General features: G+C 38.1%; 16 protein-coding genes, 1 other RNA gene and 1 pseudogene. 10 read left to right on the forward strand and 8 right to left on the reverse strand.

Features of this window, described 5'->3' with window-relative positions; all coding sequences use genetic code 11:
* Positions 1 to 23 precede the first annotated feature (23 nt).
* Positions 24 to 560: a TIGR00730 family Rossman fold protein gene (locus tag ACQR30_RS14775; protein ID WP_429736469.1), complete on the forward strand. Its 537-nt coding sequence runs from the start codon at positions 24 to 26 to the stop codon at positions 558 to 560.
* On the opposite strand, the gene ACQR30_RS14780 is transcribed toward ACQR30_RS14775, so the two are convergent.
* The 7 genes from ACQR30_RS14780 to ACQR30_RS14810 all read right to left on the reverse strand — a co-directional run bounded on the left by ACQR30_RS14780 (position 547) and on the right by ACQR30_RS14810 (position 6730).
* Positions 547 to 1185, reverse strand: a complete 639-nt coding sequence (locus ACQR30_RS14780) for a hypothetical protein (RefSeq protein WP_429736471.1) — start codon at positions 1183 to 1185, stop codon at positions 547 to 549. The genes ACQR30_RS14775 and ACQR30_RS14780 overlap by 14 nt on opposite strands.
* A gap of 25 nt (positions 1186 to 1210) precedes the next feature.
* Positions 1211 to 2605: an FAD-binding oxidoreductase gene (locus tag ACQR30_RS14785; RefSeq protein ID WP_429736473.1), complete on the reverse strand. Its 1395-nt coding sequence runs from the start codon at positions 2603 to 2605 to the stop codon at positions 1211 to 1213.
* A 41-nt stretch (positions 2606 to 2646) separates the two neighbouring features.
* Positions 2647 to 3366 carry a 4-hydroxy-tetrahydrodipicolinate reductase gene (gene dapB, locus ACQR30_RS14790; protein ID WP_429736475.1) on the reverse strand — a complete coding sequence of 240 codons (720 nt, stop codon included), beginning with the start codon at positions 3364 to 3366 and terminating at the stop codon, positions 2647 to 2649.
* Between the two features lie 31 nt (positions 3367 to 3397).
* Positions 3398 to 4147, reverse strand: coding sequence for a DUF5683 domain-containing protein (locus ACQR30_RS14795; RefSeq protein ID WP_429736477.1), 750 nt, complete (start codon positions 4145 to 4147; stop codon positions 3398 to 3400).
* Positions 4148 to 4156: 9 nt separating this feature from the next.
* Positions 4157 to 5104: a ParB/RepB/Spo0J family partition protein gene (locus tag ACQR30_RS14800; protein WP_429736479.1), complete on the reverse strand. Its 948-nt coding sequence runs from the start codon at positions 5102 to 5104 to the stop codon at positions 4157 to 4159.
* A 48-nt stretch (positions 5105 to 5152) separates the two neighbouring features.
* The gene (locus ACQR30_RS14805; RefSeq protein WP_429736481.1) at positions 5153 to 5953 is read right to left on the reverse strand and encodes a ParA family protein; all 801 of its coding nucleotides are present in this window, start codon (positions 5951 to 5953) and stop codon (positions 5153 to 5155) included.
* A gap of 96 nt (positions 5954 to 6049) precedes the next feature.
* Positions 6050 to 6730: a metal-dependent hydrolase gene (locus tag ACQR30_RS14810; protein ID WP_429736483.1), complete on the reverse strand. Its 681-nt coding sequence runs from the start codon at positions 6728 to 6730 to the stop codon at positions 6050 to 6052.
* Positions 6731 to 6927: 197 nt separating this feature from the next.
* On the opposite strand from ACQR30_RS14810, the gene ACQR30_RS14815 reads away from it, so the two are divergent.
* The 4 genes from ACQR30_RS14815 to infC all read left to right on the forward strand — a co-directional run bounded on the left by ACQR30_RS14815 (position 6928) and on the right by infC (position 10045).
* Positions 6928 to 8184, forward strand: a complete 1257-nt coding sequence (locus ACQR30_RS14815) for a metallophosphoesterase (protein ID WP_429736485.1) — start codon at positions 6928 to 6930, stop codon at positions 8182 to 8184.
* Between the two features lie 161 nt (positions 8185 to 8345).
* Positions 8346 to 8909: a thioredoxin family protein gene (locus tag ACQR30_RS14820; RefSeq protein WP_429736487.1), complete on the forward strand. Its 564-nt coding sequence runs from the start codon at positions 8346 to 8348 to the stop codon at positions 8907 to 8909.
* Positions 8910 to 8952: 43 nt separating this feature from the next.
* Positions 8953 to 9310: RNase P RNA component class A (gene rnpB, locus ACQR30_RS14825), an RNA gene on the forward strand.
* Positions 9311 to 9454: 144 nt separating this feature from the next.
* Positions 9455 to 10045, forward strand: coding sequence for a translation initiation factor IF-3 (infC, locus tag ACQR30_RS14830; RefSeq protein ID WP_429736489.1), 591 nt, complete (start codon positions 9455 to 9457; stop codon positions 10043 to 10045).
* 76 nt (positions 10046 to 10121) lie between these two features.
* Here infC and ACQR30_RS14835 read toward each other — a convergent pair whose 3' ends face one another.
* Positions 10122 to 10526 carry an RrF2 family transcriptional regulator gene (locus ACQR30_RS14835; RefSeq protein ID WP_429736491.1) on the reverse strand — a complete coding sequence of 135 codons (405 nt, stop codon included), beginning with the start codon at positions 10524 to 10526 and terminating at the stop codon, positions 10122 to 10124.
* Between the two features lie 322 nt (positions 10527 to 10848).
* On the opposite strand from ACQR30_RS14835, the gene ACQR30_RS14840 reads away from it, so the two are divergent.
* From ACQR30_RS14840 to ACQR30_RS14860, 5 genes and pseudogenes are all read left to right on the forward strand, one after another.
* On the forward strand, positions 10849 to 11748 hold the full coding sequence (locus ACQR30_RS14840) for an NAD(P)H-binding protein (protein ID WP_429736493.1): 900 nt from the start codon (positions 10849 to 10851) through the stop codon (positions 11746 to 11748).
* A 231-nt stretch (positions 11749 to 11979) separates the two neighbouring features.
* Positions 11980 to 12699 (forward strand): SDR family oxidoreductase, encoded by a 720-nt coding sequence (locus tag ACQR30_RS14845; RefSeq protein ID WP_429736495.1) that lies wholly within the window; start codon positions 11980 to 11982, stop codon positions 12697 to 12699.
* Between the two features lie 38 nt (positions 12700 to 12737).
* Positions 12738 to 13619 carry an aldo/keto reductase gene (locus ACQR30_RS14850; RefSeq protein ID WP_429736497.1) on the forward strand — a complete coding sequence of 294 codons (882 nt, stop codon included), beginning with the start codon at positions 12738 to 12740 and terminating at the stop codon, positions 13617 to 13619.
* A gap of 19 nt (positions 13620 to 13638) precedes the next feature.
* The gene (locus ACQR30_RS14855) at positions 13639 to 14559 is read left to right on the forward strand and encodes a helix-turn-helix domain-containing protein (protein ID WP_429736499.1); all 921 of its coding nucleotides are present in this window, start codon (positions 13639 to 13641) and stop codon (positions 14557 to 14559) included.
* A 257-nt stretch (positions 14560 to 14816) separates the two neighbouring features.
* Positions 14817 to 15193: pseudogene (locus ACQR30_RS14860) on the forward strand (hypothetical protein); the annotation flags it as partial.

Here is a 15193-nt window from a genome sequence, read left to right on the forward strand (position 1 = left end):
ATAACTTTTAAAATTTAAATAAAATGATTTCATCCGTTGCGGTATTTTGCGGCTCTCAAAATGGCAAGAACCCCGTCTATCTTGAACATGCTGAAGCATTAGGAAAATTACTGGCAAAAAATAATATTCATATTGTCTATGGTGGTGGTAATTCAGGAATAATGGGGGCTGTTGCCAATCGCTGTTTAAATAATGGGGGTTATGTTACTGGTATTATTCCTAAAATGTTGGTGGAAAAAGAACGTGCACACACAAACCTTTCGCAAATTCATATTGTGGAAGACATGCATACACGCAAGCAGATGATGTATAGCCTGTGTGAAGCTATTTTAATCTTACCAGGTGGAAATGGCACATTGGACGAAATGTTTGAAACCATTACTTGGAATGTGCTGAATATTCACAATAAGAAAATTATTTTACTCAATTCTGCGGGCTTTTATGATGCGCTGATTGAGCATACAAAAACTATGCGTACGGAAGGATTCCTGTATACGCCTGATAATATCGATATCTGTAGTTCACCAGAAGAAATTATGGAAATCCTTACCAAAGATTGATATTGAAGCCTGTTTTGATGACCGGTTGTATACTAGAGCGAAGTATGCCGTTATTGTCTATATAATGATCGCGATAAGGTGAATTAATATTGTTCAAGAAATCCATTCCCACACTGAAAAAGAAGCTCGATTGGCCGTAAACGCGGGTGGCATAACCAATCGAACCAATTAAACTTGGCGCATTGTAATTCTCTCTCGGTTGCTTACTGCCGTCCTGATTGATTATGCGGGAGGTGACAAAATTCTCTTCAAAGGATGCTTCGAAGAATAAAAAATTTACGGGATAAACCCTTGCAAACGGTGCGATGCCTATATTCCAGGTACGGTATTTTTCACTCGTATAGAACTTCTGGTAGCTATAAATACCGTTGAAGCCCACACCTACATCTACATATTGATTGATGGAATAGCCTACCGATGGATTAATACCAAATGAGCCCCCACCGTCGCCGAAGCCGGCCAAAAAGTTGCCGCCCAAAAAATAATGATGAGGTTTTTGCTGCGTTGTATCTTGCTGGTTATAGTTACTGAATTCTATTTGATCGTCGCTGTTATTGGTATTTTGTGCAAATGCATTTATTAATACAAATGAAAACAAAAACAATACAGATATCTTTTTTATCATACGATTTATTTTATCAGATTTAGTTTTAAAGATCGAATATCTTCCCCACGTTTAAAATATTGTTGGGGTCAAATGTTTTTTTGATACCACGCATTAGATTTAACTGTACTTCATTAAATACAATAGGCATATATCTTTTCTGAATCAGTCCGATTCCATGCTCGGCACTAATAGTTCCGCCAAGATTATATACCAGTTTAAAAAGTTCTTCAAGTATTGCGGTCATTTCCTGGTTTTCAAAGCTATTGGGGATACCTTCTTTCTTAATGCGTATGTGTAAGTTGCCATCTCCTGCGTGACCATAGCAGACTACTTCAAAGTTATGCTTAGCGCCCAGTGCTTTTACACCCCTTATTAATTTTGGCAGCTCCGCCCGGGGAACCACCGTATCTTCCTCAATAGTGTAGCCGTCCAGTTTTACTGCTTCTGCGGCCCGGCGGCGTATTTTCCAAAGCTCTTCTTTTTGTTGTGCATCATCAGCGAAAAAGATCTCACCAGCTTCAAAATCTTGTAATAGAGTAGCGATGGCTTCCATTTCTTGCATCAGCACATCCATATTGTTACCATCTACTTCAATGATGAGATGGGCTTCAATATCGTCGTTTACCGGAACAGCGTGACTGCCCAATAGTTTGCTGGTAATTTTCAATGCATTTATTTCTACCAATTCCATAGCGCTCGGTGTAAAACCTGCGCGGAAGATGGCACTCACGGCTTCACTTGCCTTTTCTACCGACGCAAATGGTGCCAACATTAACAGGTCGTACTTTGGAAAGGGGATTAGTCTTAAAACAATCTTAGTGACAATACCTAAGGTTCCTTCACTTCCTACAATTAATTGTGTAAGGTTATAGCCAGTAGCATTTTTCAAAACATTACTACCAGTCCAAATGATTTCACCGGTGGGCAAAACAACTTCTAAGTTAAGGACGTAATCTTTCACCACTCCGTACTTTACAGCTTTTGGACCACCACTATTTTCGGCAATATTACCGCCAATGAAACAAGACCCTTTACTGTTTGGATCGGGAGGGTAGAATAATCCTTTTTCTTTTACGGCCTCTTGTAAGACTTCGGTAATAACACCCGGTTCGGTAATTATTTGCAGGTTGCGTTCATCGATCTCCAAAATCTTATTCATCCTTTCGATAGATAATAAAACGCCCCCATAATTTGCTAAAGCACCACCGCTTAAACCTGTTCCGGCTCCCCTGGGCGTCACTGGAATTTTATGTTCATTACAAAGTTTTATGACAGCACTTATTTCTTCGGTTGTACGAGGCTTTAATACCACGGAAGGCAGATAAGATAATCGTTCTGTTTCGTCGTGCGAATAATGTTGCAGTGTTTCCTCATCAGCAAAAACGTTACTTTCACCAATGATATTTTTGAATGTTTGAAAAAGTTCCGCGGAGATCATTTTGGTTGATACTTTATTTTTTATTGGAGTGTGGTTTATTTTTATTCGCCAAACAATACATCTTTCATGGTAAAAATACCTGATTTATTATGTAAGAATTCTGCTGCCAACACAGCGCCACCGGCAAAACCTTTGCGATTATGTGCTGTATGTATAATTTCAATATCGTCAATAGCAGAGTGATACATTATTTTGTGTGTGCCAGGTGCAGGATCTATTCTCTCGGAAAGAATGACCAAATCTTCCTTGTTTTCACTCGGTTGATTTACCCATTGCTTTTTTGATTTAATAGCTTGCAATACTTGCTCAGCAAGTGTTATAGCTGTTCCGCTTGGAGCATCTTTTTTTTGTGTATGATGAATTTCCTCTAAGGATACATTGTATTCTGGATAAGGTTCCATCAGTTCTGCGAGGTATTTATTCAGTTCAAAGAACAGATTTACACCTACGCTATAATTGCTACTATATAAGAAAGCACCATTTTTTTCTTCGATTAATTGGGCTACAGTTTCCCACTGCGTCAACCAACCAGTAGAGCCAGAGACAATGGCTACGCCTGCCTTAATACATTTAGAGATATTGGCAGCGGCAGTTTCCGGCCCTGTGAATTCAATAGCGACATCTGCTTTTTTGATGGATTCGTCCGTGAAATCTTCTGTATTATCAATATTTATTTTTAGGACGATTTCATGTCCTTTGGCTATGGCAATTTCTTCAATCGCTTTTCCCATCTTTCCGTATCCTATTAATGCTATTTTCATAAAAAATCAAAATTAAAAAAAACAATCGGGTTTATTTCAAAGTAAAGCTAAATGCAATGCCCGGTGCGCGTACATATTGAAAATATGTTGGATTAATACGCATACTTAAATCGGGGCCTACGTCAAAGTCTCGTAAATGCCCGAAAACAGTAGCATCTGCCACATTCAGTCCCCAGCCTAGTAAAACGGCCAAAAGGGCATAATCACGATATTGTCTAAATTGATTACGATAGGCTTGTACGGAGGTTAGAAAGTTTTGTTTGCCATTGGCTTGCCCAGATTCATAATCATAGTAAGTTTTAAACTTGGGGTCCATCTTAGAAATTTGAGAATCGTCATTTTCGCCACCTTGTGATAAGGGTAAAGAGTTAAAAACAGCACTGTAGGCAAAACGGGCCTTTTTATATTCTTTGTTATTACTAATAAATAAATAAACAGGCACGCCCACTGCTGCAACTGCAAGCGGAACTTTCCAGTATTCATGATTATATGCCTGCCCTAATCCAGGAAATATAATTGATCGAAGAGTGGCCTCTTGTGGTGTGTGTTTGGGCTTTTGCTTAAGCTGTAAGTTGTTAAGAACAGGTCTTTGCGCATCTTGCGCAATAGTATCCGCTGCCGCTTTTAGGCTTCTATTGCCCAGTGTATCCGTCTTTGCCGTTATAGGGAGTAACGTTTTTGAGGATATTACTTTGTGCAAAGAATCTTGTTGCTGGCCCCACAAAATATTGCTTATTACTAAGCAAAAAACCAGAAGAAGGGAAGTTTTAAGATGGTACATTCAATATAATTAACCCACGTGAATATTCATTGTTTCCAATAATTTATTGAGTTCCTGCAGTGAATAATATTCGATTAAAATACTGCCATTACCTTTTTTGCTATGTGCCAATTTTACTTTTGTGCCGAAGTGAGATGCAAGATTGTCTTCAATCTTTTTATAAGCGGGGGGTAGTTGACTACCCGGGGATGCTTTTGCACTGTTTTGCAACGCGGAATTATTAATCGATTTTACTAAAGCTTCTGTTTGTCTGACACTTAGGCCTCTTTCTTTTATTTCTTTAAAAGCAAAAAGTTGTTTGTCAACAGTTTCCAAAGTAATTAATGCTCTCGCATGACCCATACTAATTGTAGCATATCTAACTGCCAGTTGAATATCGGGAGGCAATTTTAACAAACGAATATAATTGGCGACGGTGCTTCTTTCTTTGCCCATTCTCTCAGCTACTTGCTCCTGGGTATAGGCCAGTTCATCCATCATTCTTTGATAACTCAAACCTATTTCAATGGCATTTAAGTCTTCGCGTTGTAAATTTTCTAGTAGCGCGAGTTCAAGTAAGTCTGCATTATTCGCGTGACGAACATATACGGGTACGTCATTTAAACCGGCTATTTTAGCAGCACGAAAGCGACGTTCACCCGCAATCAGTCTGTATTTGCCGGTTGGCATTTTGCTGACAGTTAAAGGCTGAATGATATCGTGCAGTTTGATAGAGGCAGCTAATTCATTCATTGCTTTTTCATCAAAATCGTTACGTGGATTTTTAGGATTTATTTCAATATCCTTAATGGCAATACGCAAGGAAGCGGTAGCTTCTTCAACAATTTTAGGATTGAGATTCCCAGCGGTTGTTTTCAAGTCAGAGTCGATATTCTCCAACAAAGAGCGTATACCTTTACCAAGCGCTTCTTTGCCTTGTGTCGGTTTCTTTGATGGAATTGCTTTTGATGTTGCCATTATGTATAATATCCGTTATTTGTTTGCTGATCTAAATACAGCAACAGGTTATTGAATTATTTTTTTCTTGTTGGGAATTTTAGTCATATTGTTTTTTTGCAAAACCTCTTTAGCTAAATTCAAATAATTAATTGCGCCTTTACTGTCTGAATCGTAAAGTATTACAGGCTTGCCAAAACTTGGAGCTTCACTCAAACGTGTATTCCTATGGATGATGGTATCGAAAACCAATTCATCAAAATGGCGTCTAACTTCACTCACAACTTGATTGCTCAACCGTAAACGTCCGTCATACATGGTCATTAATATACCTTCAATTTCCAATTGTTGGTTAAGGCGATTTTGAACGATTTTTATGGTGTTTAATAATTTCCCCAATCCTTCTAACGCGAAAAATTCGCATTGTACAGGTACTACTACGCTGTCAGAGGCTACCAAAGAGTTTACGGTAATTAATCCCAATGAAGGGGAGCAGTCAATGACAATAAAATCGTATTGGTCTCTGATGGGTTCCAATATTGTTTTCATTACATTTTCACGATTAGGAGAATTGATCATTTCAATTTCTGCACCCACCAAATCAATATGAGATGGTATCAAATCAAGAAAAGGCACATCGCTCTTCAAAATCACCTCTTGTGCGGGTGTTTCGTTTACCATACAGTCATACAAACTGTTAGTGACGTTATGCAGATCGAAACCAATACCTGTAGTGCTATTAGCCTGAGGATCAGCATCAATGAGCAACGTTTTATATTCGAGTACTGCAAAACTTGCTGCTAAATTGATTGCGGTTGTTGTTTTACCTACGCCGCCTTTTTGATTGGCTACGCCAATGATTCTTGCCATATGCTATATTATTATCCGCTCAAAGATACATTTCTAAAGTGAAAAGTGAAAAGCGAATGGTGAATTGTGGAAAATCTTACAAATTATACCAAAATATTATACATTGATTGTTGTTCCAGGTTTAGGAAGCAAGAGCGTTTTTCCCTTGTCTGCAAACAATTTAGTAGCCTTGTGCGTATCAATCTTTATTAGATCGAAGGTGTTGTAGTGTACGCCAATAACTTTATTGCACTGAATAAAATCTGATGCGATAGCCGCATCAGCTGCGTCCATTGTGTAATTTCCCCCAATTGGCAAAACGGCGAAATCCAATTTCGTCCAATAGGGCAATAATTGCATGTCCATTGTTAAGCTTGTATCACCCGCATAATAAAAGTTGCCTTCTTTAGATGTAAATACAAAGCCTAAAGGATTGGCACCGTAGCTACCATCCGGTAAGCCCGAAGAATGTATCGCATTTACCGCACGTACGTTGGCAAAGCCAAAATCTACCGGGCCGCCGTGATTTATAGGATGCAATTTTTCCAATCCTTGCTTGTTTAACCAGTTGACAATTTCCGGAGCCGCAACCACTAATGCGCCTGTTTTTTTTGCAACCGGTAATGCGTCGGCTACATGATCACCATGTCCATGGGTGATAAAAATATAATCTGCTTTAATTGAGTCGACGTCAATGCCATTCGCAGAGGGGTTCCCGGTGAAAAAAGGGTCGAATAAAATGGTTTTCCCTTGAATAATAACTGCAAAAGTAGCATGACCATAGTACGTGAATTGCATAATCAATATTTTAAAGTTGAGAAAGTGAAAGAAGAGAGCAAATATAATTTTTGCTATTCATTATTCCGAATTGGCCCCGAATGTTTCACAAATTATTTGCCGATTATTTGCCGATTATTCTCTGCGGGAGCCCAAGAAGTTGTATTAACTTTTTACTTTTGAATTTGATACTTCTGTAAACACATAAAAGAATATATATGAGAAGGTTTGTTCATGTGCGGCTGTTATTGTTGGTTTTTATTTTGATTATTGACATTTATTTATATTTCGTTTTGCGATTTCTTACACAAAATTATTCTCAAAAGATACGTCTGACTGTTTTTTCTCTTCATTGGTTGGTAAGCCTTGCCACCATAATTTCATTATTTGTTTTGGGTGGATTGGAGGCGCGTACGCGTAATTATGTACTCACATTTGTCGTCGGAATACTGATTGCAAAGCTATTAACGGTAGCTGTTTTATTGCTTGACGAAACAAGGCGTGGCATCTTTTGGACGATCAAAAGAATGGTGCCGGAGAAAACTGCTGCCCAGATCTCTTCAGGTGAAAATATCCCACGTTCCAGTTTTCTGGTTTGGCTAGGAATGATTTTCGGCGCAAGTTTCTTAGGCGTTTTTATATATGGTCTTAGTAATAAATATAATTATCGTATTCGTACAGTAAAGATAAATTTCCCCAATTTGCCCAAGGCTTTCAAAGGTTTGAAAATAGTACAACTTAGTGATATTCACAGTGGTAGTTTTTCAGACAAGGCTGCTGTTCGTAAAGGTGTGGAAATGGTATTGAATGAAAAACCGGATCTTATTTTGTTTACCGGAGATCTAGTAAATGATCGAGCAATAGAAATGGAAAATTATACCGATTTATTTTCTCAATTAAAAGCGCCTTTGGGGGTTTATAGTAGCTTGGGTAATCACGATTATGGCGATTATTATGATTGGAAATCGCCCGAGGCCAAGGCTCAAAACTTGGAGGACTTGAAAAAGTTGCAAGCTGCCATGGGCTGGAAGTTGTTGATGAATGAACATGTAATCTTTGAAAGACAAGGTGAAAAAATCGCGCTGATAGGTATTGAAAATTGGGGCGCAAAGGGGCATTTCCCTAAATATGGAAAGCTGGATTTGGCATGCATCGGAACGGAAGATATACCCTTTAAGATATTGATGAGTCACGACCCCAGTCACTGGGATGCACAGGTACGACCTGAATATCCTGCAATTGATTTAGCCTTAGCTGGACATACCCATGGCATGCAATTTGGTGTGGAATTGCCACATTTTAAATGGAGTCCAATCCAATATATGTACAAACAATGGGCGGGACTTTACCAACAGGGAAAGCAATACCTATATGTTAACCGCGGCTATGGTTTTCTTGGTTATCCGGGTAGGGTGGGTATTTTACCGGAAATTACGGTGATTGAGTTGGGCTGTGGTGAGTTTTCTACGAGTTAGGCGATAAGGTCTAAGTGTCTGAGCGGTATTGTTTCGATAATGACTATTCTGGCTTTTATTCGCCGCAATTCACGGACAAATTCTCTTATTTTTCTAGGTGAGGCTATTTTTTTGACCGGGTTACAAGTAATTTTTTACATTTGATGATAAAATGAAGTACAATGAAGAAATATTTTATAGCAGTACTGGCTTTTTCTTTCTTAGGCCTAATAGCCACGGCACAAACGCAAACTACTCCACAAACGGCCGATCAGATTTTTAGCAATGCTGTACAACAAGCAAAGCAGCAACACAAAAAAGTATTAATAATGTTTCATGCTTCTTGGTGTATTTGGTGTAAAAGAATGGATGCTTCTATAAATGATCCGTCTTGCAAAAAATATTTTGATGATAACTTTGTCATTGAACATATTACGGTAATGGAACATGCTGACAAAGTATCGCTCGATAATCCGGGGGGACAAGAAATGCTGGAAAAATATGGAGGAGGAGACGAAGGTATTCCCTTCTGGCTCATCTTGGATGAAAATGGAAACCTCATAGCCAATTCAAAACTTAAGTCTGGAAGTACATCTGAAGAGGAAGGGCATAATATCGGCTGTCCGTCAACAGAATTAGAAGTGAATTATTTCGTCGGTCTATTGAAGAAGCATACTTCTTTAAGTGCTGCAGACGAAAAAGCCGTTCACGACCGCTTTAGAAGAAATGAAGTAAAAGGAGGTTGATAATAAAAGTAAATTAAAGAAAACAAAGTTTATCTTTGCTTGGCTACAAACTCGTGCTATCGCGGCATTTATGCCGAGGAAAGTCTGGACAGCATAGGGCAGTTTACCGGTGAATAGCCGGGTTTCAATTTATTTTGAAAACAGAAAGTGCCACAGAAAATAACCGCCGGCTTTATGCAGGTAAGGGTGAAAATGTGCGGTAAGAGCGCACGGCAAAGTGCAGTAATGCACTTCGCGGGTAAACCTTAAACGCTGCAATGCCACGTATAGTTGTGTTTGAGGGCGGCTCGCTCGATGCTTAGGCAGCGCAACAGGGTAGGCAGCAACACCAAAGTAGTAATATTTTGGGTAGATAAATGATAGCATAGAAACAGAATCCGGCTTACGAGGTTTGTAGCTTTTTCTTTTTGTTTTCTTGCATTTGTCAGTTTTACCTTAAATTTTCAAAGCATTTTTTGTGAAATCAAAGTATTGTACAATATTTGCAATAATTTTTAATTTAAAAGTCAAAAAAAATTACCGTTTAGTTTACCAAAAAATAGTGAATGGCATTAGTACACAGAAGACATAATCCGCGTTTTCCCAGACAACAAGAACCGGAACATCGTATCAACGAAAGAATTAGAGTTCCCGAAGTGCGCCTAGTAGGCGATAACGTGGAAGTAGGTGTTTACTCAATTGACGCAGCAAGAAAAATTGCTGCTGAATTGGAGTTGGATTTGGTTGAAATATCGCCAAATGCGGCACCTCCCGTTTGCCGAGTAGTAGAGTACAAGAAATTCCTTTACGAGAAAAAACGTAAAGAAAAGGAGATGAAAGCCAATTCTAAGCAAAACGAAATAAAGGAAATCCGTTTTACCCCCGGTACGGATGATCATGATTTCGACTTTAAAGCTAAACACGCTGAGAAATTTTTGCAAGATGGGAACAAGGTGAAGGCGTATGTACAGTTTAAGGGTCGTGCTATTATGTTTAAAGATCGTGGAGAACTGCTTTTATTGAAATTTGCTGAACGTCTGGCAGATTCTGGATCTTTGGAAAGTATGCCTAAAATGGAAGGCAGAAGAATGCTGGCCATGTTTGCACCTAAACCGGTGAAGAAAAAAGAAGTAAAGGACAAGTCGGCAAAGGCTTAGATCGATTATAAATAGATTAAAAAAGCGCTGGCAAAATAAAACTTGCCGGCGCTTTTTTAAAAATATAGATTAGAAACTAAGTAAGATCCTGGACGGTTTTGTGTTCTAGTATGGCTAGATTCGCATCACGAACTTCAATTAATGTATCTCGCAACCCACATTCTTTTTCATTACAATTCTCGCACTTTTTATAAAAATGTAAACTCACGCAAGGCAGCAATGAAATAGGGCCTTCAATGAGTCTCATTACGTCAGCCAGCACGATATCACTTGCTTCACGGGCTAAAAAATAACCCCCTCCTTTCCCCTTTTTACTTCCAAGTATGCCTTCCTTCTTCATCTCCAGAAGAATATTTTCTAAAAATTTTAAAGGTATTTTTTTCTTTCGAGAAATTTCGGCAATAAGAATTGGCCCATTATCCTTTTGTTGAGACAAATACATTAAAGCCTTAAAAGCATATTGCGTTTTCTTCGATAACATAGTTCTTCCTTTTTGGGTGGCTACTTAACGCAGCAATGTGCAAAATTATCTTTTATTTATAAATAATAAAAATGTGGAGGAAAGATAGCGTTTTTCTATTGGTTAAACCTTTTTCTAACAAGGTTTATGGCAAATTTTGTGGAATACCTTTTTTGGAAATCGGCAAATCCCCAATTAATAACGCATATATTAACTTCCACTGGCAAGGAAAAATAAGGAAGCGATTTATTATGCGCTCATTTTTTGGCTACAACATACATAGATTTGGCTACACTGATTGCTTTGTTTGGGTAGATCTTTGCGTTGACAAAAACGAAAAAAAATGAAAATTATTCTCACAGGTTCCTTAGGACATATCAGCAAACCGCTTACTGAAATGTTATTGCAAGATGGACATTGGGTTACAGTTATCAGCAGCAAAGAGGAAAGGCGAAAGGATATCGAAGCCTTAGGTGCAAAAGCTGCCATTGGAAAGATGGAAGATCCGGAGTTCCTTACAGGAGTTTTTACAGGAGCCGATATCGTTTACCTTATGGAAGCATTGGGTTCCGGTAGTTTCTTTGATCCTAATCTAAATTATATAGTGGCAATTAATAATATCGCCAATAGTTATAAGCAAGCAGTTCAAGAATCTGGGGTAAAGAAAATTATTCATCTTAGCAGCATTGGTGCACATACGGATAAGGAAAATGGCATGCTGGCGTTTCATTACAATGTTGAAAACATTTTAAGACAGTTACCGGAAGATGTCTCCATTAAATTTATGCGACCGGTTGGCTTTTATTATAATATGTTTGCTTTTATCCCAACCATAAAAACACATGGTGCTATTATCCAAAATTATGGTGGTGATAAAAAAGAGCCATGGGTTTCACCTTTAGACATTGCTACGGTGATTGCCGAAGAAATGGAAAAGCCTTTTGAGGGCCGGGAAGTTCGTTACATTGCCAGTGATGAGGTTTCTCCCAACGAAGTGGCAAAAGCCTTAGGCGAAGCAATTGGTAAACCGGATTTGAAATGGCTGGAAGTCCCTGACGAACAAATGCTTAATGGGATGAAGGCCGCGGGAATGAATCCTGAGATTGCCAAAGGGTTGGTGGAGATGAACGCCGGTAGACGTAATAATATATTGTACAGAGATTATATCGAACACAAGCCTATTTTAGGGAAAGTAAAACTCGCAGATTTTGTAAAGGAATTTGTGACCGTATATAGTAAGTAAGTGAGCTATCGAAAAATAAAGATTTTTGGACTTAATGCTCTACAGTGATTTCTGACAACTTGCGGCGAACGCAGAAGTCTTACTCCCCTTCTGCACTTTTATTCGCAAGGGGCCCTTACAAAGTCTTAAATTGATTAAACAGAAGTACAAAAAACACCTACATTCTAACAAGCTAAAGGAGTTTTGGTTTTACGGCTTATTGAATAAACTATTTAAACAAAAAATTGAAAAATGAAGACAGTATTAATAACGGGTGCCAATCAAGGAATTGGTTTTGAAACAGCTAAGCAATTAGCTCAATTAGGGTACTTTGTGTATGTAGGAAGCAGGGATAAAAACAAGGGTTTAGATGCTATAAAAAAATTGAATGATTTGGGTGTCACCAATGTGGAATTTGTGGAGTTGGATGTTACCAGTATTGCTTCTATTCAAAAGGCAAAAGAACTATTAGACGCAAAACTAGGATCATTGGATGTTTTAATTAATAATGCGGGTATTTCCGGAGGCCAGCCGCAAAATATCTCCGCCATTAAAATGGAGAATTTGCGAAACGTATTTGATACCAATTTTTTAGGTGCAGTGCAAACGACGCAACAGTTTATTCCTCTTTTGACCAAATCGAAGGAACCGAGGATCGTAAACGTTTCGAGTGGTTTGGGGTCTTTAGCTATTCATAGCAATACACAAAATTCCAATTTTGGAATCTATGATGCTTATAGCTGTTCTAAAACGGCATTGAATGCATTTACGGTGATGCTGGCGAATGAATTTAAAAATTCCAATTTTAAAATAAACAGTGTAACACCTGGTTATACTGCCACCAACTTAAACCACTATCAGGGAACTCAAACGGTAGAGCAAGGTGCCAAGGTAATTGTAAAATATGCTACCTTGGGTACTGAAGCACCGACGGGAGGTTTCTTTGGTGATGAAGGAGCATTAGATTGGTAGCTACATTGGGTTTGAATTAAAAATAGAAAAAATTTTTTATGAATTCACAAGAAATTACGATTGCAGAACAAAGCACTCATCCGCTGAGGGTAAAACGTTTTGGTTACGGAACGATGAGGCTTACAGGGGAAGGTATTTGGGGGGAACCGCTAAACCGACCAGAAGCCCTGCAAATATTAAAAAAATGTATTGACAGTGGTATTGATTTTATAGATACTGCCGATTATTATGGAGAAGACGTGACTAACCGGTTAATAGCAGAAGCATTATATCCTTATCCTGAGAATTTGGTAATCTGCACTAAAGTTGGTGGTGCAAGAACGCCGGATAAAAGCTGGATACCATTTAACAGACCCGAAAATTTGCGCACCAGTATAGAAAATAATTTACGTACCCTTAAAACGGAACAGATAACACTGGTCCATTTCAGAATAATTGCGGGCGGCGATGTGCCTTTTAAAGAGTCAATGGATGCCATGTTTGAAATGCAAAAGGAGGGGAAGATTCTGCATGTAGGTGTGAGTAATGTGAACCCCGATGAATTGAATATAGCGATGACAATGGGAGATATTGCCACAGTTGAAAACATGTATGGTCATGCACAACGGGATTCAATACAATTAGCTCATGGAGGTGAAACTAGAGGAGGAGAAGAAATACTGGCTATCTGTGAGGAGAATAAAATAGCCCTAATTCCCTACTTCTCTTTATTTCGGTCGATGCCTAAAAAGGATGAAAGGATTTCAATTATCGCAAAGAAATATGACGCTAGCGAAGCGCAAATAAATTTAGCATGGCTGTTGCACCGCTCTGAATGGATATTACCGATACCAGGAACCTCGTCTTTGCAGCATTTTAAAGAAAATTTAAAAGCGACCGAAATAAAATTAAGTGATGAAGATTTGAAATTTCTCGAGTAAAAATAATTATATTATGAGCATGATTAGCCCACCACCTGTAAGGATAAAAACAATTAGTGAGTTTCATCGATTAAAAGGATTACCTAAGCCGGAACATCCGTTGATCAGCGTGATAAATATCGAAGACCTTAAAAAGGTACCAGAAATTGGATTGGTAAATTCTATTTTTGATTTTTATTCTGTTTCTTTGAAAAGGAATTGTGATGCCAAATTCAAATATGGCCAACAGGAATATGATTTTGATGAAGGCACCATGTTCTTTGTTTCGCCAAATCAGGTTTTTGGCGTTGAGCATCGAAAAAATGATTCAGAAAAAAGGTCGGGATGGATGTTGCTTTTTCATCCGGACTTTCTGTGGCATTCTCCCTTGGCAAAAACCATAAAGCAATATGAATACTTTGATTATTCAGTGCATGAAGCACTCTTCCTTTCGGACAAGGAAGAAAATGTAATGAATCATATTATCCAAAATATTGAACAAGAATATCACTCCAATATTGATAAATTTAGTCAAAGTGTTATCATCGCCCAGTTAGAATTGTTGCTAACTTATTCGGAAAGATTCTATGAACGTCAATTCCTGACACGAAAAATAAGTAATCATCAAATATTAGATCGTTTAGAAGAAATTCTTACCGCGTATTTTAATAGTGATAATTTGATAGAGAGTGGCCTGCCAACAGTTCAAAATATTTCAGAGAAATTGAATGTTTCGACCAATTATTTAAGTTCTTTACTAAAAGTATTAACGGGTCAAAGCACGCAACATCACATTCATAATAAATTAATTGAGAAGGCTAAAGAAAGACTTTCAACTACCGAATTGTCGATCAGTGAAATTGCCTACGAATTGGGCTTTGAGCATTCGCAATCCTTTAGCAAGCTGTTTAAGAATAAAACGAATTATTCTCCGTCGGATTTTAGAAACTCTTTTAATTGATTAGAAAATATAAGCCAATCTCAGGATTGGCTTTTGCTTTTGATAATCGAGTAATATTAAATTTCGTTCTTTATGAAAATTATTTACTTCGATTACTGGGGGAATGCAGAGTTGAAGGGTACATTGAATGGGAAGATTTATGCCTTATAGGGTTGGTTTCAAGGAGGGTCGTATAGAATAGACTCACAAGGGAAAGATAAATATCCTAATTTTTATTATTGTGACAGAAAGTTTGGGTGAATAAAAAATATTATGAAATGAAAAAGATTATCCTCGGTTGTTTTGTTCTTCTTTTTATACACCAATTCTCTTTTTGTCAAAAACCCAAAATCGTTAATATTGTTAATTTTATTCGATTGTTGGAGCCGCGTGATAAAAAAATTACGGAGGACGTTTTGTACCAAACTGTCGTAAAGCAAGTTGCTTTAATGCGGCGATACCATTTACCTGGAACCTTCCTGTTACAATATGATGCTTTAATGGATCCTCGTTATCAAAAGTTATTGAAAAATCTTCCTCGTGATTCCTTTGAGATAGGTGCATGGTGGGAAATTCCGGAGCCATTGGTGAAGAATTCGGGTATGAAATGGAGGGGCCGTTATCCTTGGGATTGGCGTGCGAATATTGGTTTTTC

It is taken from the genome of Arachidicoccus sp., from assembly GCF_050436765.1.
Lineage (GTDB): Bacteria > Bacteroidota > Bacteroidia > Chitinophagales > Chitinophagaceae > Arachidicoccus.

Bases quoted from the DNA above. Each gene is read 5' to 3' on its own strand.
- ACQR30_RS14805 (WP_429736481.1), bottom strand. From the start codon at position 5,953: ATGGCAAGAATCATTGGCGTAGCCAATCAAAAAGGCGGCGTAGGTAAA.
- ACQR30_RS14855 (WP_429736499.1), top strand. From the start codon at position 13,639: ATGATTAGCCCACCACCTGTAAGGATAAAAACAATTAGTGAGTTTCAT.
- ACQR30_RS14845 (WP_429736495.1), top strand. From the start codon at position 11,980: ATGAAGACAGTATTAATAACGGGTGCCAATCAAGGAATTGGTTTTGAA.
- ACQR30_RS14815 (WP_429736485.1), top strand. From the start codon at position 6,928: ATGAGAAGGTTTGTTCATGTGCGGCTGTTATTGTTGGTTTTTATTTTG.
- ACQR30_RS14795 (WP_429736477.1), bottom strand. From the start codon at position 4,147: ATGTACCATCTTAAAACTTCCCTTCTTCTGGTTTTTTGCTTAGTAATA.
- ACQR30_RS14775 (WP_429736469.1), top strand. From the start codon at position 24: ATGATTTCATCCGTTGCGGTATTTTGCGGCTCTCAAAATGGCAAGAAC.
- ACQR30_RS14785 (WP_429736473.1), bottom strand. From the start codon at position 2,605: ATGATCTCCGCGGAACTTTTTCAAACATTCAAAAATATCATTGGTGAA.
- ACQR30_RS14840 (WP_429736493.1), top strand. From the start codon at position 10,849: ATGAAAATTATTCTCACAGGTTCCTTAGGACATATCAGCAAACCGCTT.
- ACQR30_RS14810 (WP_429736483.1), bottom strand. From the start codon at position 6,730: ATGCAATTCACGTACTATGGTCATGCTACTTTTGCAGTTATTATTCAA.
- ACQR30_RS14835 (WP_429736491.1), bottom strand. From the start codon at position 10,526: ATGTTATCGAAGAAAACGCAATATGCTTTTAAGGCTTTAATGTATTTG.
- ACQR30_RS14780 (WP_429736471.1), bottom strand. From the start codon at position 1,185: ATGATAAAAAAGATATCTGTATTGTTTTTGTTTTCATTTGTATTAATA.
- infC (WP_429736489.1), top strand. From the start codon at position 9,455: ATGGCATTAGTACACAGAAGACATAATCCGCGTTTTCCCAGACAACAA.
- ACQR30_RS14850 (WP_429736497.1), top strand. From the start codon at position 12,738: ATGAATTCACAAGAAATTACGATTGCAGAACAAAGCACTCATCCGCTG.
- ACQR30_RS14800 (WP_429736479.1), bottom strand. From the start codon at position 5,104: ATGGCAACATCAAAAGCAATTCCATCAAAGAAACCGACACAAGGCAAA.
- ACQR30_RS14820 (WP_429736487.1), top strand. From the start codon at position 8,346: ATGAAGAAATATTTTATAGCAGTACTGGCTTTTTCTTTCTTAGGCCTA.
- dapB (WP_429736475.1), bottom strand. From the start codon at position 3,366: ATGAAAATAGCATTAATAGGATACGGAAAGATGGGAAAAGCGATTGAA.